Origin of the sequence: Pseudomonas frederiksbergensis, assembly GCF_003732705.1 — a bacterium.
GTDB lineage: Bacteria > Pseudomonadota > Gammaproteobacteria > Pseudomonadales > Pseudomonadaceae > Aquipseudomonas > Aquipseudomonas frederiksbergensis_F.
This window is the reverse complement of record NZ_MOBR01000042.1, coordinates 71860-92900: the sequence shown is the minus strand read 5'-3', so window position 1 is coordinate 92900 and position 21041 is coordinate 71860. Positions and strand designations below refer to the sequence as shown.

The 21041-nt window shown below is 61.4% G+C and carries 15 protein-coding genes; 1 reads left to right on the top strand and 14 read right to left on the bottom strand.

All coding sequences use genetic code 11. From position 1 onward, the window contains the following. Positions 1 to 122: 122 nt before the first annotated feature. A complete protein-coding gene (gene urtA / locus BK667_RS29640) occupies positions 123 to 1388 on the bottom strand; it encodes an urea ABC transporter substrate-binding protein (protein ID WP_123402373.1) in 1266 nt (421 codons plus the stop codon). Between the two features lie 268 nt (positions 1389 to 1656). Between urtA and BK667_RS29635 the strand changes: the two genes are divergently transcribed. Further along, on the top strand, positions 1657 to 6147 hold the full coding sequence (locus BK667_RS29635; RefSeq protein ID WP_123599706.1) for a hypothetical protein: 4491 nt from the start codon (positions 1657 to 1659) through the stop codon (positions 6145 to 6147). 30 nt (positions 6148 to 6177) lie between these two features. On the opposite strand, the gene BK667_RS29630 is transcribed toward BK667_RS29635, so the two are convergent. From BK667_RS29630 to cbiE, 13 genes are all read right to left on the bottom strand, one after another. Further along, positions 6178 to 7188: a FecCD family ABC transporter permease gene (locus BK667_RS29630; RefSeq protein ID WP_123599705.1), complete on the bottom strand. Its 1011-nt coding sequence runs from the start codon at positions 7186 to 7188 to the stop codon at positions 6178 to 6180. Continuing rightward, the gene (locus tag BK667_RS29625; protein ID WP_123599704.1) at positions 7185 to 8132 is read right to left on the bottom strand and encodes an ABC transporter substrate-binding protein; all 948 of its coding nucleotides are present in this window, start codon (positions 8130 to 8132) and stop codon (positions 7185 to 7187) included. The genes BK667_RS29630 and BK667_RS29625 overlap by 4 nt, the downstream gene beginning before the upstream one ends. Next, complete coding sequence (locus BK667_RS29620) at positions 8129 to 8917, bottom strand: ABC transporter ATP-binding protein (protein WP_123599703.1); 789 nt, start codon at positions 8915 to 8917, stop codon at positions 8129 to 8131. The genes BK667_RS29625 and BK667_RS29620 overlap by 4 nt, the downstream gene beginning before the upstream one ends. Positions 8918 to 9141: 224 nt before the next feature. Next, entirely contained in the window at positions 9142 to 11259 is a 2118-nt protein-coding gene (locus BK667_RS29615; RefSeq protein WP_123599702.1) for a TonB-dependent receptor, read from the bottom strand. Between the two features lie 695 nt (positions 11260 to 11954). Continuing rightward, the gene (locus tag BK667_RS29610) at positions 11955 to 13322 is read right to left on the bottom strand and encodes a PepSY-associated TM helix domain-containing protein (protein WP_123599701.1); all 1368 of its coding nucleotides are present in this window, start codon (positions 13320 to 13322) and stop codon (positions 11955 to 11957) included. Positions 13323 to 13475: 153 nt separating this feature from the next. Beyond that, the gene (locus tag BK667_RS29600; RefSeq protein WP_375539190.1) at positions 13476 to 15551 is read right to left on the bottom strand and encodes a TonB-dependent copper receptor; all 2076 of its coding nucleotides are present in this window, start codon (positions 15549 to 15551) and stop codon (positions 13476 to 13478) included. 266 nt (positions 15552 to 15817) lie between these two features. Beyond that, on the bottom strand, positions 15818 to 16258 hold the full coding sequence (locus BK667_RS29590; RefSeq protein WP_123599700.1) for a DUF2946 domain-containing protein: 441 nt from the start codon (positions 16256 to 16258) through the stop codon (positions 15818 to 15820). Between the two features lie 20 nt (positions 16259 to 16278). Next, the gene (locus BK667_RS29585) at positions 16279 to 16758 is read right to left on the bottom strand and encodes a copper chaperone PCu(A)C (protein ID WP_123514044.1); all 480 of its coding nucleotides are present in this window, start codon (positions 16756 to 16758) and stop codon (positions 16279 to 16281) included. Between the two features lie 48 nt (positions 16759 to 16806). Continuing rightward, positions 16807 to 17205 (bottom strand): DUF2946 domain-containing protein, encoded by a 399-nt coding sequence (locus tag BK667_RS29580; RefSeq protein WP_123599699.1) that lies wholly within the window; start codon positions 17203 to 17205, stop codon positions 16807 to 16809. Between the two features lie 48 nt (positions 17206 to 17253). Then, positions 17254 to 17565 carry a hypothetical protein gene (locus tag BK667_RS29575; protein WP_123514048.1) on the bottom strand — a complete coding sequence of 104 codons (312 nt, stop codon included), beginning with the start codon at positions 17563 to 17565 and terminating at the stop codon, positions 17254 to 17256. 241 nt (positions 17566 to 17806) lie between these two features. Then, the gene (locus BK667_RS29570) at positions 17807 to 18535 is read right to left on the bottom strand and encodes a cobalt-precorrin-6A reductase (RefSeq protein WP_123599698.1); all 729 of its coding nucleotides are present in this window, start codon (positions 18533 to 18535) and stop codon (positions 17807 to 17809) included. Then, positions 18532 to 19629 (bottom strand): cobalt-precorrin-5B (C(1))-methyltransferase, encoded by a 1098-nt coding sequence (locus BK667_RS29565; protein ID WP_123599697.1) that lies wholly within the window; start codon positions 19627 to 19629, stop codon positions 18532 to 18534. Before BK667_RS29565 ends, BK667_RS29570 begins: the two co-directional genes overlap by 4 nt. Continuing rightward, positions 19622 to 20833, bottom strand: coding sequence for a precorrin-6y C5,15-methyltransferase (decarboxylating) subunit CbiE (gene cbiE / locus BK667_RS29560; protein WP_123599696.1), 1212 nt, complete (start codon positions 20831 to 20833; stop codon positions 19622 to 19624). The genes BK667_RS29565 and cbiE overlap by 8 nt, the downstream gene beginning before the upstream one ends. Positions 20834 to 21041 lie beyond the last annotated feature (208 nt).

Below are 21041 nucleotides of genomic sequence, written 5' to 3'. Positions count from 1 at the left end.
TCGTTCCCACGCTCTGCGTGGGAATGCAGCCCGGGACGCTCCGCGTCCCCAAGGCGGACGCAGAGCGTCCGTTGAGGCATTCCCACGCAGAGCGTGGGAACGATCAGGCTGTGCGGGGTGGCTTAGTTGCTCTTCACCGCATAATCCGGCTTCTTGTCGTTACCCGCGATAAACGGGCTCCACGGCTCGGCGCGGATCGGGCCTTCGGTCTGCCACACCACGTTGAACTGCCCATCCGCTTGAATCTCGCCGATCATCACCGGTTTGTGCAGGTGGTGGTTGGTCTTGTCCATGGTCAGGGTATAGCCGGACGGCGCGGCAAAGGTCTGGCCGGCCAGGGCTTCGCGGACTTTATCGACGTCGGTGGACTTGGCTTTCTCAGCCGCTTGCGCCCACATATGGATGCCGACGTAGGTGGCTTCCATCGGATCGTTGGTCACCGCTTTGTCGGCGCCCGGCAAGTTGTGTTTCTTGGCGTAGGCTTTCCAGTCGGCAACGAATTTCTTGTTCTGCGGGTTTTCGACGGACTCGAAGTAGTTCCACGCCGCAAGGTTGCCCACCAGCGGTTTGGTGTCGATGCCGCGCAGTTCTTCTTCGCCCACCGAGAACGCCACGACCGGAACGTCGGTGGCTTTCAAGCCCTGGTTGGCCAGCTCTTTATAGAACGGCACGTTCGAGTCGCCGTTGACTGTGGAAATGACCGCCGTTTTGCCACCGGCGGAGAATTTTTTGATGTTGGCCACGATGGTCTGGTAATCGGCATGGCCGAACGGGGTATAGACCTCTTCGATGTCCTTGTCCGCCACGCCTTTGGAGTGCAGGAACGAACGCAGGATTTTGTTGGTGGTGCGCGGGTAGACGTAGTCGGTGCCGAGCAGGAAGTAGCGCTTGGCGCTGCCACCTTCTTCGCTCATCAGGTATTCCACCGCCGGGATTGCCTGTTGGTTCGGCGCGGCGCCGGTGTAGAACACGTTCGGCGACATCTCTTCGCCTTCGTATTGCACCGGGTAGAACAGCAAGCCGTTGAGTTCTTCGAACACCGGCAACACCGATTTACGCGACACGGAGGTCCAGCAACCGAACACCACGGCCACCTTGTCCTGGGTCAGCAACTGACGGCCCTTTTCGGCGAACAGCGGCCAGTTCGACGCCGGGTCGACCACCACCGGTTCGAGCATCTTGCCGTTCACACCGCCCTTGGCGTTGATCTCGTCGATGGTCATCAACGCCATGTCTTTGAGGGACGTTTCGGAGATCGCCATGGTGCCGGACAGGGAGTGCAGGATGCCGACCTTGATGGTCTCGGCGGCCTGGACCGTCCAGGTCATGCCCATCGCGGCAATGCTTGCCGTGAGTGTGAAAGCCTTGATCAAGCTGCGACGCTTCATTGTGCGATCTCCATGAACATTAGTATTTTTTTGATTGGCAGAGGCGGACTACTGACAGGTCTTTAGCAAGGGCTGTGCCCGGTCGGGTTTTGGCAAGGAAATGTCGTGTTAGAGCGGTTGCGCGGGGATGGCGGCGCACCAGCAAGGCACGTCGAGGATGCGCTGGTGCGCCCGGATGCGCCAGATTGGGGCGACAGCGATAGATATGTACCGCACGGGGGGCTTTGGGAATATTGATCATGCGGGCTCTTCTTCAGGCGAGTTGCGTATGGACAGCACATCAATTCCTTCCTTGCCCACCGATGCCGTGGGTTTTCCGGCCCTGGGCCCGGCCTTCATCAGCGCGGACGACGCGGCCTATTGGGCGCATCGACAAATCGCTCAAACGCGTGATCGCGCGTGTGGCGCGGTGATTGTGCAAAGCGGCGACGGTCAGTACCGGGCAACGTTTCCGGTACCCGGCAAGCACAAACTGTTTTTCGACTTCGATGACCTGTTGACCAAGGCGCCGGCCAGCCGACATTTCGTGGTGCCCGAGGGTTATGTGGGGGTGGCCTATTTCGTGTCCCACGCGGCCGACCATGCCGAGACCCGGCGGGTGCACCCGGACTGGACCGAAGAGCAGATCACCCTGTACCTCGGCTTTTTCTTCTTCGGGCATCTGTTGAGTTTCGCCCAGGATCCGGGCCCCTATGGGGAGCGCCATTACTTGTCAGGGCCTGACGGCTCACTGATCAAGTACGAATCCACAGCGCCGGGCCGTGAACGGCAGCTCTTCACGCCCGGTGTCACCCGCCCCGGGCCCTTCAGCGATATCGAACGGTTGATTCAGCAGTTGGCGCGGATCGGCACCTTGCGTGTGCTGATCGCCAATACGGTGTGGGGCGCACGGGCAGGCACCGTGCCGGACACCTGGACCCTCGGCAAACCCGTGCGCTTTATCAGCATAAAGGACGAAACCACCTTCTTTGCCCCGGTCGCCAATCACACCAGCGGGGCGATCATTGCGGCCGGCAGTGCGCAACGCCTTGAGCCAAACGAGCGCTACCTGGGGTTTGTCCTGCGTGCCGCCGGCAGTCGCGAGCGGATCGCCACGTATCCAATAGCGTCCACCCGCCCGACCATCGACATGATGCGCGTGCTGCACTTTGACGATATCAACCACCTCAAATTGGCCGCTCCGCCGGGTTACGAACTGGACGGCGTGTATTTCATCTCTCGCGCCGACACGGCCAGCAGCCTTCAGGAACCTTGGCTGTACGAGCAATTCTTCGCCCCGGACGAACTGGCGGACGGCCTGCGTTTTGCCCATGAGAACAGCCATCGGCGCCAGTACGGCGACGAATTGCGGGTGTACACCTGGACGCCCGATGGCGCGGTGTTGCAGTACGAACCGGCGCTCACGGTGGCGGAACAACCGCTCAGGGACAGCACGTCCTTCAACCGGCAATTGAGCAGCGGCGCGCTCAAGCCCTCGGACTATGTGCGCCAAGTGGCGAGCCATGGCGAGCTGTCGGTGATCCTCGGCAGCCCATTGTGGGATGTCGGCGGGCGTGTCGGCGCCGAGTGGCAGCCCTACGCCGGGGCACAACGTTTGAGCCCGGTGTTCGTTACCGCCGACGACGCGGCGCGGTTCGCCCACCAGACCATCGGCAGCCTGCGTGACCAGGCGTATGTCGGGCTGATCCTGCAATCGGCGGACAAGGGCTTTGTCGCGACTTTGCCGGTGCCGGCCTATGGCCCCCGATTTGCCCTGGACCGGTTGTGTCCTCGGGATAACACCGGTGCGCCGCTGGTGCTGGCGGCCGGTTACGCGTTGCACGGACTGTACGCCTCGCGCTGGCAGGGCGATGTCCGCCCTGGCAGTGCTCACGAATCAACACAGATGTTCACCCCTGACGATATTCGTTTGTTGCTGGATAGCCGCAACGCGGTCAGCGTCGCTTATCTCTCCGGGGCCGCCGACAGCTTGCTGGCCTATCGCGAAGACGAGCGCGCGTTGACCGCTCGTGCGCGGTTGAGCGAGCGCCTCGCGATGGATTCGCTGCCCGTGTCGGACTTGATGACGGAACTGGCGGCCAGCGGCGAACTGCAGGTCATTGTCGGCAGTGACCTGTGGGGCGAACGCGGTCGGGTGTTGGGCGGCGGTGCGCAGAAACAGACGCTGGCGCCGAGATTGGGGGCAAGGTTCGCCACGGCGGAACTGGCCGTGCTCGACGCCCGCCAACGGGCCCGTGGCGATTATCGGGCGGCCAGCGGCGGGCTGGGGTTTATCCTCAAGCACAAGACGCGGCAGGAGTACGTGGCCACCGAAACCGTGGCGGCCAAGGACTTGAATCGCTTGAGTCAGTCGAGCGACTTTGGCGCCCCGGTACTGATCGACGAGTTCCGCACCCACTGCGTCTATTACGCCGCCAGTTGGCTACCACGAGGCCTGTCGACCGCCGATGGCTGGTTTGCCCGGCACTTCATGGCCCTGACCGATCTGTTCGCCGCACTTTACGACGACAAGGGCACGCAACGCCTGACTCATCATCAAGACCTTTCGCTGTACATCGCCACCCTCGACGGTGCCTTGCTGCGCTACCGCTATTCGAGCACCTCGACGTTGTTCGACCTTGCGCAGGGCGGCACCGGGGTGGGGGATTTACTGGCACTGATGGGCCGTGACACCGCGCCCTATTTGTCGGTCATGCGCCGGATCGCAGCGAGTGGCGAGTTGCAGGTCCGGGTCACCAGCGAGTGTTGGGACGAGCCCGGGGCGGTGTCAGCGCAATGGAAACCGTTTGCCTTGATTCAGCGACGTCAGCTCAGCCCGGTATTTCTATGGCAGGACGATGCGGTGCGTTATGCCATGACGCGGATCGGGCAGGACCGCGAGCGGGTTTACGCTGGCCTGGTGTTGCGCCGTCGCGATGGCCGGTTTGTCGTAACCCTGCCGGTGGCGGTGGATGTCGAAGACTTTGCGCCCCACTGGATTCGCCTGGATGAGCTGGCGGACCAGGGCCTGTTTCTGGCCGGCAGTACGGTGGTCGCTCGCTATCATTCACGGCGCCGGGTCGAGCCGATTTTCGCCTTGTCCAGTCAGCAGCGAGCGCTGTACCTGAATCTGTTTTCCACTGATTTTCTGGCGGCCATTGTCTCGACACCGATCAGCGGCACGCGCCTGTCCCCCGGTGACGAATACCTGATCGGTCTGGATGGCAGCCTGATCCGTTACTGCCACGGCGACGGTCCGGCAGCGCAACAACTGGCCCAGGCATTGGCTATGCCCAGTGTGTTGCAGCAACGGCAAACCCCATTGGAGTTGCAGATGCGCAACGGCACGCTGAACCCCAGTGATCTGGTGGATCGGTTGGCGAAGGCCGGCCAGTTGCAGGTCGTCGAGGGCAGTGCGGTGTGGGGCAGTCCGAGGCGCGTGATGCAGTGGAGCGTTCCCGATCTTGGCGTGTCGGCATTGCAGCGATTTGCGGTGGCCGAACCGGCGTTGAGTCCGCTGTTCAGCCAACTCGATGACGCCGCCCGCCATGTGCATCGCCTTGCGCAAAACGGTCAGCGATTGATGTTCGGCTACCTTCTCAAGTCGTTGACTGAGGCGTGTTATGTCGCCACGTTGCCCGTGGTGGCCAGTGACGGCGCGCTGATGGTCGAGCGGGTGTTCCCACAGGGTTTGCTGCCGTTGGGGTTCGCGGTGCAGGGGCTGTATCTGCTGGCGCCGACCCCTTCGGCGACCGATCCGAGCGACCTGCACCGCAGCTTCGTCTCGGTGCGCGAGTTGACCCGGGCGCTGGATGCGCTGCGGGTGTCCAGTGCCCAAGGTGACACGTATCACGGACTTTATCTGTCCTGTGCCGACGGCGCGTTATTGCACTACAGCGCCAACCGCCTCGCCGCCGAATGGGCCAGTTTTCCGGCAACTCATGCGTATGACATACAGCTCCAGTCCGGGGCCGAACCGCTGATCGAGTACGTGCGCAAACTGATCAAGCACGGCGGCTTGCGGGTGCTGGCGCGCAGTCGTTATTGGTCGCCGTTGCGCGTGGACGCCAAAGGCGTGAAAAGCGGAATCGGACTGGTGCGCTGGCCACGGGACAAGCGGCTGGCGCTGGGGCCGCTGTTCGCCCATGCCGATGATGCTGCGCGGGATGCCGGCAACAGGCTCGGGCCGTTTGCGGACAAGCAATACCTGGGCGGTGTCTTGGTGCAACCGAATGTCGATGTGTGTGTGGCAATCGAACCGTTGGAGGATGGCCCCGAGAGCGGTGCGGCGGCACGTCTGTTTTATTCGGGGCCCGGCGGGCCGATTGCGCCGGTCAGCGGGCCGGGTGCAGTGCCCTTGCCGATACCGGAGTTTCCCAACGGTTTCAGGCTGGGCGCGGTGCATCAGTTCTACAAAATCACCCGCGTGCTCAATCAAACCACTGAGGCAGAACGGCAGTTATTGAACAACCTGGCACTGGCCGATTTGCGCTTCAGTGTCGACGTGTTGAAAAAGAATGCGCTGCCGGGAGCGTGCTGTTACCTGAGCAGTCGCGGCGGTGCCTTGCTCAAGTTCACGCCCAACTACACCGCACAGGAAACGACGTTGCTGGATGAAGACCCGGGCGCGGGCGTCAGTCGTTTCTTCAAGCTGTTGACCAACATCAGCAGGCTGCAGGTCTTGGACATTGATGCGTATTGGCAGCGTCCGGGGCGGATCAGCCCGGCGCAGGTGCCTTACCCGGTGGTGCCGCAGGAGCCAAAACACGACGAGCTGTAATGTGGTCGCTGAGCCTCTGGCAGCAGAGGCTCAGCGCCGGCGCATCAGGCCAATGAAAAACAACCCGCCAATGGCCGCAGTGGCGACGCCGATGGGCAAGTCTTCCGGGGCGATCAGGGTGCGGGCGGCGACATCCACCCAGACCAGGAAAACACTGCCGAGCAACACGCACACCGGCAGCAATCGCCGGTGTTCAGCCCCGACCAGGCGTCGGGCAATGTGCGGCACCATCAACCCGACAAACCCGATGGAACCACTGATCGACACCAGCACCCCGGTCATCAGCGACGCAATCAAAAACACTCGCAACCGCACGGTGCGCGCATTGAGCCCGAGGGTTACCGCCGTTTGTTCACCGGCCATCAACGCATTCAACGGACGGGCCATTCCCAGCAACAACACCAGACCCAGCAACACGCTGGCCGCCGGTACAGAGAGCAATTCCCAACGGGCCAATCCCAGCCCCCCAAGCATCCAGAACATCACCGCCGAACTGGCGCGATGATCGCCCATGAACAGCAGCAAATTGGCAATCGCCATCATCACGAACGACACCGCCACGCCGCATAGCAGCAGCCGATCACTGTCCAGCCGCCCATTGCGATTGGCGATCATCAGCACGATCAACATGCTCGCCAACGCGCCGATAAACGCCGCAATCGGCAGGGTCAGCAGGCCGACAATTTCGCCGACATGCAGCACCACGATCACCGCGCCCAACGTGGCGCCGGAGGTGACGCCAAGCAGGTGCGGATCGGCCAGTGGATTACGCGTCACCGCTTGCAACACCGCGCCGATCAGCGCCAGCCCGGCACCGACCAATGCCCCGAGCAACATGCGCGGCACACGGATCAGCCACACGATATGTTCCTGGCCGGCGGCCCAGTCCGGCACGCCGACACTGAAGACTTTGTGCAGCAAAATCCGCCAGACCACGTCCACCGGCACTCGAGCCGGGCCAAAGCCCAGAGACACCACGCACGACACCAGCAACAGTGCGCCGAGGGCGGTGAGCAACACGGCATAGCGACGATCGATCATTCGCCGTGGAACCCTTTGGCCAGGGTTTCCACCGCCAGCACGTTGTCGATCCCCGGTGTGGCTTGCACGTAAGGGATGACGATAAAGCGCTGGTTCTTGATTGCGTCTACCGATTGCAGGGCTTTGTTATTGAGCAGGAATTGCTCTTTCTGTTCGGCGGTGACTTCGCCGTAGTCGACGATCACGATCACCTGCGGGTTGCGTTCGACCACGTTTTCCCAGTTCACGCGAGTCCAACTGGCCTCGACGTCATCGAGAATATTGTGTCCGCCAGCGGCATCGATCAGCGCTTGCGGCATGCCGAGGCGGCCAGATGTCATGGCCCGGTCTTCGCCGCTGTCGTAGAGGAACACGCGAGGTTTGTCCGCCGGCAGATCCTTGCGCACCGCAGCGACTTGCGCCTGCATCTCGGCGATCAAGGTGTTGGCGCGGTCCTGCACGTCGAAGATTTTGCCGAGGTTGCGCAGGTCGTTGTAGGTGTCTTCGAGACTGGCCGCCGGGCGCTTCATCACGAAGGCACAGGACTCGGTCAACTCGTAGACGTTGATGCCCAGCGGTTGCAGGGTTTGCGGCGTCAGGTCCCCGCCGACGCGCATGCCGTAATCCCAACCGGCGAAGAAGAAATCGACGTTGGCGTTGAGCAGGGTTTCCACCGACGGGTACTTGGCCGCCAGCTCGGGCAGACCGTCGAGGATGGTCTGCATCTCGGGCGTGACCGACTTCCAGCCACTGACGCCGCTGTAGCCGACCATGCTCGGCTTGAGGCCGAGGGCGAGCATCATCTGGGTCATGTTGATGTCGTGGCTGACCGCGTGTTTCGGCGCTTGCTTGAACGTCACGTCGCGGTTGCAGCTCTGGACGGTCAGCGGGTATTTCGTCGCTTCGGCGAAGGCCGGAGCACTGCCCAGCAACAGGGCGACGCACAGCAGGGAACGCACAGTCATGGTTGGGTTATCCAGGTGATTCGGGGGTAGCCGTGGAGGGGGTGTTCGTCGATCAGCGCTTCGACGCCGAATACATCAAGCAGCAGCGGGGCGGTCAGGACCTCTTTGGGGGTGCCGCTGGTGACGATGCGGCCGTGGTTGATCACGTAGAGTCGGTCGCAGAAAGCGGCGGCCAGATTGAGGTCGTGAATGCTCGCCAGGGTGCCGATGTTCAGGCGTTTGACCAGTTGCAGTAATTCGAGCTGATAGCGTGGGTCGAGGTGGTTGGTCGGCTCGTCGAGGATCAGCAATTGGGGTTGCTGGGCCAAGGCGCGAGCGAGGATCACTCGCTGCTTCTCACCACCGGACAGGGTGGCGAAGGCATGGTCTTCGAAGCCTTTGAGGCCGACGGATTCCAAGGCTTGAGTGGCGAGATTGCGATCTTCAAGCGTGTCACCGTCGAACAGACCTTTGTGCGGCGTGCGGCCCATGGCGACGACTTCTTCGACAGTGAGACCGAAGGCGTCGGGGAATTCTTGCAGCACGACGGCGATGCGTTGAGCGCACCAGCGTGAGGATTGCTTCCAGACGTTGTGGTGGCCAAGTTGGACCCCGCCGGCCTCCGGTTTGCTGAAGCGATAGGCGCAACGCAACAGGCTGGTCTTGCCGCTGCCATTGGGGCCGATCAACCCGACGAACTCACCGGCGGCCACGTGCAGGGAGGCGTCACGCAGTTGGAACTGGTGATGGCAGTGGCCGTGGCCCAGGGGCGTCCAGGCGAGGTGTGTGAGGTTCAGCGAGGTCATGCAGGTTCCGTTGGGTGGTGATCGTGATTGCTATGGGTATCAGTTGAATCGACCCCTCTCCCTAACCCTCTCCCCAGAGGGGCGAGGGGACTGGCCGAGGTGTTCTTTCGAGTTACATCGACCTGAAAGTTCGAGTCGAACTCAGGTTCTGAAAAGCCCCCGATCGGCTCCCTTTCCCCCTCTCCCCTTTGGGGAGAGGGCTGGGGTGAGGGGTGGCTTTTGAATCAAAAGGTGTAATCAGCCGTGACAAAGAACGACCGCGGCTCACCGAGGATCCACTGCTGGCCCTCATTGTATTGGCTTTGCGCATACTGCCGGTCAAACAGATTGTTCACCTGCAACCCCAGCGTCGTATTACGCAGCGCCTGCCAGGACAACGTCGCATCAACCACGGTGTAGCTCGGCAACTCATTCTGATTCGCCATGTCCGCAAAACGCGCATCGACATAACGCACGCCAGCCCCGGCTTTCAGATCATCGTTGATCGCTTTGCTCAGCCACAGATTCGCCGTGCGGCGCGGTACGTCCGTTGGGCGGTTGCCGTTGTACGACACGGTTTCCCCAGTCACCACCGCCGAGAAATCGTCGTACTTGGCCTTGACGATGGCGACGTTGGCTTGCAGTTGCCAGGCGTGTGGCAGTTGCAGATCAAGGCTCGCTTCCAGGCCGTTGGACGATTGCTGGCCGACCTGTTGCTTGAGCGTCGGATTGCCCGGGTCGTCGGTCAGCAGTTTCTTTTTGACGATGTGGTACGCCGCCAACGTGAACTCGCCACGCTGATCCCAGAACAGTTGCTTCACGCCGATCTCGGTTTGTTTGGCGGTGGCTAGATCGTATTGCTGCTGGCTCGGGCTCAGGGAAATCAAGCCGCCGACGCCGTCCGTGCTAGTGGCGTACTGGCCGTAGAACGAGGTGTCCGGGGTCAGGGCGAATACCAATCCGGCTTTCCAGTTGTTGCCGGTCAGGGTCTTGTCGCTTTGGCTGTCATCGATCAGGTTGGTGCGATCCACATGCACGTAATCGCGGCGCACACCGGTCACCACGGACCAGCGCTCACTCAGCTGCGTGCGGTTTTCAGCAAAGACTGACATCTGCTTCGTCGTGGATTGAAACTGACTGCGATACGGATCGGCACTTTCAAAGCGACCCGGTTGCGGGTGATACAGATCCACCGGTTGGCCGTTCGGCAGCACATCGTTGAACGGCGAGTTGCTGTCGAGCTGGAAGCGGATGCGGTTGTAATCGACGCCGGTGACGGTCTGGCTGTCGAGGCCGAACAGGGTGTGTTTGAAGGTGAAGGTCTGGCGATCACCGACCTGTTCCTGGGTGTGGCCGATGCCGAAGTAACCGCTGCGACTGAGCTGCTGGGCGTCGCGGTTGAAGTTGTAATTCTCGGCGTTCTGCCAGCGGCGTTGGGCCTTGAGGTAATACAGCTCGTTGCTGGAACTGACGCTGTCGGACATCTGCCAGTCGCTGGTCAGCCGTGTCCATTGATCGTTGTAGTGTTGCTTGTCGTTGCTGACGTTGTAGTTCTTGTCCCGCAGGCTGTCCTTGAAGCGGCCATTGATCAGCGGCGTGCCGAAGTCGTTCATCGGCTTTTGATCGCCGTAGTCGTGGGCGAGGGTGAACGACAAATCGTCGGTCGCCTGCCAGCGCACGGCGGCGCTGATGAAGTCGCTGGCGGAATCGCCGCGATCGATCCAGCCATTGCTGCGCAGGCGATTGAGGTTCAGGCGATAGCTCAGGGTGTCGGTCAGCGAACCACCGCTGTCGAAAGCTTGCTGCTGACGGTCGTAGGAACCGTAGCCAACGCGCAGGTGGTTTTCGATCTCGCCCTCGAAGGGTTTTTTCGGGATCACGTTGACCACCGCGCCGGTCGCGCCTTCGCCGTACAACACCGAGGCCGGGCCGCGCAGCACATCGACGCGCTCCACCGACCAGGTGTCCACCGGGAACGTCGCGGTACCCATGCCGGTGTACAAGCGATTGCCGTCAAACAGATGCATCACCGAACTCTGTCCGGTAAAACCGCGCGCCTGCAACGACGTGCCGCCATCCCCCGGCGTGCCGGTGCGGCTGATCCCGGTGCTGCGCGATACCGCGTCCTGCACGCTGCGATCACCGCGCGTGCGAATCTGTTCGCCGGTCAGGCTTTCGACGCTGGCCGGGGTTTCCATCGCCGTGAGATTGAGGCGCGAACCGGCGGTGGTCGGCGTGTTGAGGCTGACGGTGTCATTGTCAACGGCGGTGGCGGTGATCGTGCCGGTGGGCAATGTCAGCGGTTGCGCCTGGGCGTTGTTCAGGGCAAGCAGGCAAAGGCTGGACAAGAGGTACTTGTTCATCGGGGCGGTGAATCACTTCTGCAAAGAAAACCCGCGACATTCCTGTGGCGGGCGGGGCGGTGCATTTGCGTTATACAGTAACACTAAAAATGACCGAGGGATAAGCGCGCGAAGTCTACAGATCCCTCTAATGCGCGCATCTCGCGTGATTCATGATGAAGGTGAGGTGGATTCAGGTTGCGTGCTGATAGAACTCGTGGTTCTGAGAAACATGGTTGTGAGTCCAAAGCAATCGAAATAACTGTCATTTATGACAGTTATCTTGGCGAAGGCCTGCTTGTAGTGTGGAGCTGTTTGTTTCTTATGAGGACTCACCTATGAAGCGCTCTATTTTGGTAAATGGACTTGCCGTGTCGGCATTGTTGCTAGGGATCCAGCAAATGGCTGTTGCGGATGACTGCACGAATGCGTGGTACCAGAGCTCCGCGAGTCAGAGTTGCGGCTCTAAATCCGGAACCGGCTTCGACCTGACTATCAAGGATTTGGGGAATGGGCAGTGTCAGATCAAGGCATGGTGTTCCACGCACGCAGCTACTAACTCCTACCCGGTAACCAGTACGGTCAACCTGACGGATGTTCCGAAACTAAGCAATTGCCAGGGCGAATTAGCGGTTGGTACTTGTCGTTAGCTTAGTTTGATGATGTGCAAGCGCGGCGATCAGAGTTGATCCCGCGCTGCGCCTCCTTTGCGTAAATCAGGCTGAAGCGTTGCGGGTGACTTGCCGCGACAACATCAGCCTATCCAGCCCCCACACCACAATCAGCGAAGCCCCCACCAACGGAAAGATCACCGCCAGCGCCAGCATGATCGCCACCCCGGTTTTCCATTTCGGCAGGTCATGGCGCAGCGGCGGCACGCCGAACTTGCCGTCCGGACGACGCTTCCACCAGATCACCACGCCACTGACCGCGCTGAGCAGAATCATCAGGCAGATCAGCAGTACAACGATCTGATTGAACGCACCAAACATCTTGCCTTCGTGCAGCATCACGCCGATTTCCGTGGCGCGGGCGACGCTGCCGTATTGCTCGAAGCGCACATCGGCAAGGACGTCGCCGGTGTATTGATCGACGTGCAGGGTGGCGTCGTTGCGCGGGTCATCGGCGAATACCGCGATGGTGAACACGCCGGTGGCGGTGGTCGGCAGGGTGATGCTGTAACCCGGCTCGACCTTGCGTTGCACGGCGATGTTCTGCACGTCTTGCAGGCTGATGGTCGGCGCGGCGGGACCGGCCGGTGCGGTACCGTGGGCCATGTGTTCGGCGTGGTCGCCGGACATCGGCATTGGCGTGTTTTCCATCGCCCAAGGCACGGTCTGGCGCGTGGCGCTGTTGAGGCTGCGGGCCTCGACGTCGGACTTCGGCACGTTGTCCCACATCACCGCCGGGAAGGTGTTCCAGACCTCGGCGTATTGCTTGCCCCAGAACCCGGTCCAGGTCATGCCGCTGAGCAGCATCACCAGCAAAAACGCGGCGCCCCAGAACCCGGTGACCGCGTGCAAATCACGCCACAGGACGCGGCCGCGACTGTTAAAGCGTGGCCACAACACACCGGCGAATTGACCCCGCGGCCACCACAGGAAAACCCCGGACACCACCAGCACCACGCCCCAGCCTGCCGCCAATTCCACCAGCCGATCACCGACGGTGCCGATCATCAACTCGCCATGAATCGCCCGGGCGAGGGCTTGCAGGTTTTTCTTGGCGTCTTGCTCGCCGAGGATGTCGCCGTGGTACGGGTCGATGAAGACGTTGAGCTCCTGCCCGGCATTGATCACGACAAACTGTGCGCTGCGCTCAGCATTGATCGGCGGCAGATACTGTTTGATCTGGCCCTGTGGATACGCCTGTTTCACCCGCTTGAGCAGGTCATCGGCGGACACCGCGTGATGCCCGGCCGGAACATTCATCAGGCTGCCGTACATCAACGGATCGAGTTGTGGTTTGAACAGGTAAATAAGACCGGTCAGGGCCAGCATCACCATGAATGGCGCGACGAATAACCCGGCATAAAAATGCCAGCGCCAGGCCAGGTTGTAGAAGTTGGGTTTGGGCTGTTTCATCACGTGTGCTCCGCTTGGCTTGGTTCTTTTTTTGTTTCACCGCAGTCCCTGTGGGAGCGAGCTTGCTCGCGATGAGGCCCTTTCAGTCAACATATCTGTTGACTGACCTGACGTTATCGCGAGCAAGCTCGCTCCCACAGGTTTTGCATGTTGTTAGAAACTCATATCCACCTTGGTCCAGAGCGTTCGCCCCGGTTCGTTGATAGCTTGCGGGTCATTGGCCGGGTAGCCGAAACCGGCATTGCCGGCCAGGTTCAAATGCTCGGCGTAAGCCTTGCCGAACAAGTTGTCGACGCCGCTGCTGACCTTCCAGTTCTTGTTGATGCGGTACGCACCGTTCAGCGAGAACACGCCGAAACCCGAGCTCTTGTCGAAGTCCTTGCCGACCACGTTGCCCTTGTTCCGGTCGATGCGGTTTTGCGCCGCGACCACGCGCCACAAGGCCCCGGCGCTCCAGTTGTCTTCGCTGTAGGTCAGGCCGAAACGCGCATCCAGCGGCGGCATCTGCGGCAGTGCCTTGCCGTCGCTGCTGTTCTTGCCCCAGGCGTAGGCCAGGGTCGCGTCGGCTTTCCAGTTGCTGGTCAGCTTGTAGGCCGCACCCAATTCGCCACCCATGATTCGCGCGTCGATGTTCTGCGCTTGCGAAGTCGCGCCCATCATTCCCGGCGTGTAGTTGAACAGGATGTAATCGCGCACCTGGCCGACATAACCCGAGGCCCAGGCTTCGAGGTTTTCGGTCTTGTATTGCAGGCCGAAGTCGAGCTGGGTGGTCTTTTCCGGTTTGATCGAATCGAAGGCATTCACCGAACCGGCGGGGCCGGAGTCGGGGGAAAACAGCTCCCAGTAATCCGGGAAGCGCTCGGCGTGGCCGAGGCCGGCGTAGAGCGTGGTCGGGCTGTCGGCCAAGTCATGCTCGTAACGGACGAAGCCGCTGGGCAGGGTATCGGCGCGGGTCTTGTCGGCGGTCGGGTTCGGCATGCTCATCATTCCGGCATCGATGGTTTGCCGAAAATCCTTGGCGCTCGCGCGGTCCACGCGCGCACCGGTGATCACGCGATCACGGTCGGCGGCGTACCAGGTCAGTTCGCTGAACACGCCGTAATTATGGAAGTCGGCGTCCTTGGTGTAGGGCAGGTCCTTATAGGTGTCGATGCCCATGCTGCTGCGTTGGCGGTGTTCGTTGGTCTGCGCATCGAGGCCGCTGATCAATTGCACATCGGCCCAGCGCCAGGTCGCCTTGATCCGCGCACCAAGGGTCCGGCGATCGACGTTGGACGCCATCGGCCCTGCCATCATCCCGGTGCCGGACGGCGTGCGCAGGGTGTAGTTGTCCATCACATGGTCGGCGTAGTTGTAGTAGACCTGGGCTTCGACTTTATCCAGCACATCGCCGATGTTGGACTTCTCGAACCGCAGGCCCAGGCTTTCGCGCTTGAACTGCGAACCGTCCATGCTGCGCCCGGCGTAACGCGCTTCGCCATCGCCCTTGCCGGCGGTCAGTTCCAGCAAGGTGTCGGCGTCCGGGGTCCAACCGAGCGCGACATCGCCGTTCCATTTGTCATAGCGTGACGCCACGGTGTCGTTGTTGCCGTCCTTGTAGTCGTCCGAATGCGCGGTGTTGCCGATCACCCGCACATAGCCCAGCGGCCCGCCCGCAGCGGCATCCACCACTTTGTCGAAGCGGCCGTTGGAGCCGGCCAGCACGCTGGCGTTCACGCGGGTGCCGAGTTCGCCGAAGTGTTCCGGTTCACGATCGAACAGGATCGTGCCAGCGGAGGCGCCCGGTCCCCAGAGCACGGTTTGCGGGCCTTTGATTACGGTGAGTTTGTCGTAGGTTTCGGGGGATATGTACGAGGTCGGCGCGTCCATGCGGCCGGGGCAGGCGCCGAGCATCATGCTGCCGTTGGTGAGGATATTCAGGCGCGAACCGAACATGCCGCGCAGCACCGGATCGCCGTTGGTGCCGCCATTGCGCACCAGGGCGAAGCCGGGAATGGTCTTCAAATAATCGCCACCGTCGCTGGCCGGCACCGGTTGGCGTGGGTCCTTGGGATTGGTGACGACGGTCAGCGGCGAACTCGGCGCGATGGCGGTGATCACCGTCGGGCTCAGTTCTTCGGTGTGGCCGGCGTGGTCGTCGGCCAGCACCATCGGGGACAGTAAAACGCCGCAAAGGACGGCAGTGGCGTGGGTGTAGATAAAGCGTGTGTCAGCAGAAAACCTGGACATGACAATTTCCATCGAACAGTCGTAAACGACACGGCCGGCAGCGTGCGCAATCCCCTGTGGGAGCGGGCTTGTGTGGCGAGGGGGCTTGCCCCCGTTCGGCTGCGAAGCAGTCGTAAAACCATTGCGCGCGGTGTACCTGATACACAGCAATTGCAGGTTTTGGGGCCGCTACGCGACCCAACGGGGGCAAGCCCCCTCGCCACAAAAGCCCGCTCTCACAGGTTGCGATGGCTATCTTCTAAACCGTGTGAGATCGGTGTGGGGGTTTACGAAGCGATAGGCGGGGCGCGGGTTCTAGCGCCGGGGAAGAACGATTGCCGGGCGTGACCCAGGCGGGTGGCGGGAGTGGTGAAGGTCGTTGCGTGAGGCGTATCGAATGCGCTGAACGACTGCCCGCCGGTCAGCGCCGGGCAGTTGAACAGCAGGCTGCAATAGCCGCATTTTTCCCATAGCGCGTGGTGTTCGGCTTGCGGTGGGCAGTGTTCTTTAGCCTGTTCCCCATGCCCGTCCATGCTCATGTCCATCGACATGCTCATGCTCATGCTCATGTTCATGAGCGGCGAGGCGCGTTGATCCATCGGCATCGACTGAGAAATCAGTGGGCCGATAAAGATCATCAACATGGCGAACAGGCTGATCCAGCTGCCGCGGGTCAGGCTCAGGGACTGACGGCGGTGTGCGGATGACCTGGCGCTAAGCGGGCGCATGGTGTTTGCGGCTCAGGCGATTACTGGGCGTGGGCGTGCATCTGCATGTCTTCCGGCGGTTTCTTCTGCACCGAGACTTCGACGGTCACATCACCGGATTTCTCGAAATGCATCGTCAGCGGGAAACGCTTGCCGTCGCGGAGCAGGCTGCGGTCTTTCAGGTTCAGCAGCATCACGTGGTAAGCCATCGGCGCAAACGTGACATTGCCACCGGCCGGGATTTCGACGCTGGGTACCTGCTGCATTTTCATCAAGTCGTTCTGCATGACGTGCTCATGCAACTGGGCAATCTCTGAAATCGGCGAGTCAACACTCAGCAGTCGGTCAGCGGTTTTGCCGTTGTTTTGAATCACGAAGTAAGCCGCCACGGTGGGCGCGTTGGGTGGCAACTCTTGCGACCACGGATGGGCGATTTCCAGCTCGCCGGCCTTGTATTCATGGGCATTGGCGAAACAGGCAGGCAGCAGCAACGCGGCCAGAACGATGAGTTTGTTCAACATGGCAGTTCTCCAGAACGATTCAAAACGCAGGTCAATTGCGAGAAGGAATCACACCAGAGGGGACGCGCGGGGGTTGAGGCTCGGCCATTGCTGGCGCGGTGTCGGTGTGTCGAGAGAGGCGGCGGGCAGGCTGTGATTGGCCTCGAACCGCGCGAAATACAACTGCGGTACATGCCCCGGCAATGCCACCAACGGTGCGGAACCCGAGCAGCACCAGCAATGCTGCATGTTGGAATGATCGTCGTTTTGTGGGGCTTTCTGTTCGATTTTGCCCAGGGAAATCGCCACCATCTTCGTGCCGCTGGACGTGCAAAAACTCCCCCACAACAACTGTTCGGCGGGTGACTTCGCCGACTGCGCCATCGCACCGGTCATCGGCATGGCGAGCATATTGAACAGCACTGCAAAGCAGGCGATCCAGGCAAATGCGAGCCGTTGTCGGGACATGGGACAGATCCGGTTGGGTGGGCGATCAGGCGCGGCTATTTAGCCTGATCAGGGCCGATAAGTAAAAAAGCGGCGTGCGGTGTGGTGTCGCAGCGCCTCATTCAACAGGAGCAAGAACCTGCGAGCTAGTTCTGGCTGACCGTTATGAAAGAGTGTAGCGACTTCGATTCGCAATGCCTGGGCGAATTGCGGGTCTCTTTGAATTCTTGCGCGAATGAGGTGTTTGACGTCCATGAGTGCCACACGATTGAGGCTCCCATCGCCTGGGTCTTCCACTTCACAAGCCTGGATGTAGTTGCACATATCGGCGGGTGACAGGAGAAACTCCTTGATATCGAAACGGGCGAATTTTTCGGGCATTTGGGGCTCTGGCACTTCAGTTAAAGTGCTCGAAAACATACCGGTTGAAGTCTGACTAAGTCAGTCGGCTGGTTTTGATGATGCTGTGCGTAAGGTCCTGTTGATTTGTAGGCTTTAGCCTTGTGTCGTCAGTCAAGTTGCCTTCGCGAGCAAGCCCGCTCCCACAGTAGATCTACAGTGTTCACGCAATCAGTGTGGGAGCGGGCTTGCTTGCGAAAGCGGCCTATGCCGTTCGCAGTTTTCAGCGCAATCCACGTTCTTTCAGGGCCTGCAGCACTTCATCCACAGCCCCGAACTCCCGCTCAACCCTCGCCAACACCGGCCGCTTCAACACCAGCACCGGCACCCCACGCTCCCGCGCCACTTCCAGTTTCGGTTCGGTGGCGGCGCTGCCGCTGTTTTTGCTGATCAGCACATCGATCTGCCGGCGTTCGAACAGTTCGCGTTCACCTTCGAGCAAAAACGGCCCACGGGCGCCGATGACTTCGCAGCGTTCGTTGCCGGGGTAAGCGTCGAGCGCGCGCAAGGTCCAGAACTGTTCCGGGGGGATTTCGTGCAGGTGTTGCAAGGGCTCGCGGCCGAGGGTGAACAGTGGTCGGCGGAAGGGTTTCAACGCCTCGATCAGTTCCGCCCAGTCGCTGACTTCACGCCAGTCATCCCCGGCCTGTGGTTGCCAGGCTGAACGACGCAGGGCCCAGCATGGGATGTCGCTCAACTGTGCGGCGGTCGCAGCGTTTTGACTGATTCGCGCGGCGTAGGGATGGGTGGCGTCCAGCAGCAGTTCAATGCCTTCTTCGCGAATGAATTGCGCCAGGCCTTCAGCACCGCCGTAACCGCCGACGCGAACCTGACAGGACAAATCCGTCGGCACGCGACCAACGCCGGCCAGGCTGTAGATGTGCTCCGGTCCCAGCGTCCGGGCGATGGCCAACGCTTCTGTCACGCCCCCCAGCAACAACACGCGCTTCATTGAAAGGCTCCCGCATGCCCGACTATCCCGCCCTGACGATCAATCGCAAAAACCTCGACCTGAACCTGCGCCGGCACCACGCTGCGCGCAAACTCCAAGGCATGTCGACACACTTCATCACCCAACCCGATGCCGGCCTCACTGGCCATGGCCAATGCCTGCTGACTGGTATTGGCCTCGCGGATCGATTGCTGCAACGCCTCATCGGCGCCAATTGCCGCCGCCCATTCGGCCAGTTGCGGCAGGTCGATGCTTGAATGGCGACTGTGCAAATCCATGTGCCCGGCCGCCAGTTTGCTGATCTTGCCGAAGCCGCCGCAAAGGCTGAGTTTATCCACAGGCACTCTGCGCAGATGCTTGAGCACCGCGCCGACGAAGTCGCCCATTTCGATCAGGGCGATTTCCGGCAGGTCGTAGACCCGGCGCATGGTGTCTTCGCTGGCGTTGCCGGTGCAGGCGGCGATGTGCCGATAGCCGTTGGTTTTGGCGACGTCGATACCCTGGTGGATCGAGGCAATGTACGCCGCGCAGGAGAATGGCCGGACGATGCCGCTGGTACCGAGAATCGACAACCCGCCGAGAATTCCCAGGCGCGGGTTCATGGTTTTCAGCGCCAGGGCTTCGCCGTTTTCGACGTTGACCGTGACCTCGAAACCACCGCTGTAGCTCAACTCCTGAGCCAATAGCGTGAGGTGCTCGGTGATCATTTTGCGCGGCACCGGGTTGATGGCCGGTTCGCCGACACCCAGCACCAGACCGGGCCGCGTCACGGTGCCAACGCCTTGGCCGGCAATAAAGCGAATGCCGGGTTCGGCGCCCAGGCGCACGTGGGAATAGAGCAACGCGCCGTGGGTCACGTCCGGGTCATCACCGGCATCCTTGATCGTTCCGGCCTCGGCGCCGTCGTCGCTCAAACGGCAGAACTCCAGGCGCATTCGCACCTGCTTGCCCTTGGGCAGGACGATTTCCACCGCGTCGGCATTCGCGCCGCTGAGCAACAGGCGTGCGGCGGCGAGGCTGGTGGCCGTGGCGCAACTGCCGGTGGTCAGACCGCTGCGCAGGGGCGCGGGTTGTTCAGCGGTTTCGTCACGCATCGAGTGGCTTCGTCACATCAAGCAGGGTAATCGGCAACGCTTGGCGCCAGGTATCGAACTCGCCCAACGGCCGGGCCTGAGCGATATGGATGCGGGTCAACTCACCGCCGTGCTGGTCGCGCCAAGACATCAGAGTCATTTCGCTTTGCAGGGTGACGGCGTTGGCGATCAATCGGCCGCCGGGTTTCAGCGCCGACCAGCAAGCATCGAGCACACCGTCGCGGGTCACGCCGCCGCCGATGAAAATCGCGTCCGGACGTTCGAGCCCGGCCAGGGCTTGCGGCGCGTTGCCGCGAATCAGTTGCAGGCCCGGGACGCCCAGGGCGTCGCGATTCTGCTCGATCAACAATTGCCGTCCGTCATCGGCCTCGATAGCCAGCGCCCGGCAACTCGGGTGTGCACGCATCCATTCGATGCCGATCGAGCCGCTGCCGGCGCCGACGTCCCACAACAATTCGCCGGGTGTCGGCGCGAGCCGGGCGAGGGTGATGGCGCGCACATCGCGTTTGGTCAGTTGGCCGTCGTGCTGGAAGGCTGAATCCGGCAAACCGGCGAGGCGTGACAGGCGTGGGGTGCCAGGGTCGGCGATGCATTCGATGGCTATCACATTGAGATCGGCAATGCCTGTGACGGTCCAGTCGCTGGCAAGCCCTTCGATACGTCGCTCGGCCCCGCCACCCAGGTGTTCGAGGACGGTCAGTCGGCTCGCCCCGAAACCCCGTTCGTGCAGCAATTGAGCGATGGCCGCCGGGCTCTGCCCGTCATTGCTCAACACCAGCAACCGCACGCCACCGGACAGGTGCGCATTCAGCGCGGCAATCGGACGAGCCACCACCGACAGCGTCACCACCTCCTGCAACGGCCAGCCCATCCGCGCTGCCGCCAGGGAGCAGGAAGAGGGCGCCGGCAGGATCAGCATCTGTTCGGCAGGCACTTGCCGCGCAAGGCTGGCGCCGACGCCAAAGAACATCGGGTCGCCACTGGCCAACACGCACACCGCTTCGCCATGGCGCTCCAGCACCCGAGCCAGGGAAAACGGGCTCGGCCATAACTGCCGCTCGCCACGAATGCACACCGGCAGCAAATCCAGTTGGCGCTGGCCACCAATGATCCGTGAAGCGCTCAGCAGGGCCCGTCGGGCGTTCTTGCCCAGGCCCTTGAAGCCGTCTTCAGCGATTCCTATTACTGTCAGCCAGGGTGTCATGTCGTATCTCAACCAGAAGCGTATTTTTTAAAGTCGGCATGATAACGCGGTCGTCAGGGCCTGACGCTTTCAATTGTGCATTGACATTGGGAGTGACGTTATTGGCTTTGCGCCTGGCCCGCCCGAAATTCGATGTACAACATTGATGGTTAACTTGCTAAGTGTTTGTTGTTAGTTTGGCGGTGTTGCAAGTTATTAATTAATTACT

Bases quoted from the DNA above. Each gene is read 5' to 3' on its own strand.
- BK667_RS29625 (WP_123599704.1), bottom strand. From the start codon at position 8,132: ATGACTGTGCGTTCCCTGCTGTGCGTCGCCCTGTTGCTGGGCAGTGCT.
- BK667_RS29590 (WP_123599700.1), bottom strand. From the start codon at position 16,258: ATGCGCCCGCTTAGCGCCAGGTCATCCGCACACCGCCGTCAGTCCCTG.
- BK667_RS29600 (WP_375539190.1), bottom strand. From the start codon at position 15,551: ATGTCCAGGTTTTCTGCTGACACACGCTTTATCTACACCCACGCCACT.
- BK667_RS29580 (WP_123599699.1), bottom strand. From the start codon at position 17,205: ATGTCCCGACAACGGCTCGCATTTGCCTGGATCGCCTGCTTTGCAGTG.
- BK667_RS29575 (WP_123514048.1), bottom strand. From the start codon at position 17,565: ATGCCCGAAAAATTCGCCCGTTTCGATATCAAGGAGTTTCTCCTGTCA.
- BK667_RS29635 (WP_123599706.1), top strand. From the start codon at position 1,657: ATGGACAGCACATCAATTCCTTCCTTGCCCACCGATGCCGTGGGTTTT.
- BK667_RS29565 (WP_123599697.1), bottom strand. From the start codon at position 19,629: ATGCGTGACGAAACCGCTGAACAACCCGCGCCCCTGCGCAGCGGTCTG.
- cbiE (WP_123599696.1), bottom strand. From the start codon at position 20,833: ATGACACCCTGGCTGACAGTAATAGGAATCGCTGAAGACGGCTTCAAG.
- BK667_RS29610 (WP_123599701.1), bottom strand. From the start codon at position 13,322: ATGAAACAGCCCAAACCCAACTTCTACAACCTGGCCTGGCGCTGGCAT.
- urtA (WP_123402373.1), bottom strand. From the start codon at position 1,388: ATGAAGCGTCGCAGCTTGATCAAGGCTTTCACACTCACGGCAAGCATT.
- BK667_RS29630 (WP_123599705.1), bottom strand. From the start codon at position 7,188: ATGATCGATCGTCGCTATGCCGTGTTGCTCACCGCCCTCGGCGCACTG.
- BK667_RS29570 (WP_123599698.1), bottom strand. From the start codon at position 18,535: ATGAAGCGCGTGTTGTTGCTGGGGGGCGTGACAGAAGCGTTGGCCATC.
- BK667_RS29615 (WP_123599702.1), bottom strand. From the start codon at position 11,259: ATGAACAAGTACCTCTTGTCCAGCCTTTGCCTGCTTGCCCTGAACAAC.
- BK667_RS29620 (WP_123599703.1), bottom strand. From the start codon at position 8,917: ATGACCTCGCTGAACCTCACACACCTCGCCTGGACGCCCCTGGGCCAC.
- BK667_RS29585 (WP_123514044.1), bottom strand. From the start codon at position 16,758: ATGTTGAACAAACTCATCGTTCTGGCCGCGTTGCTGCTGCCTGCCTGT.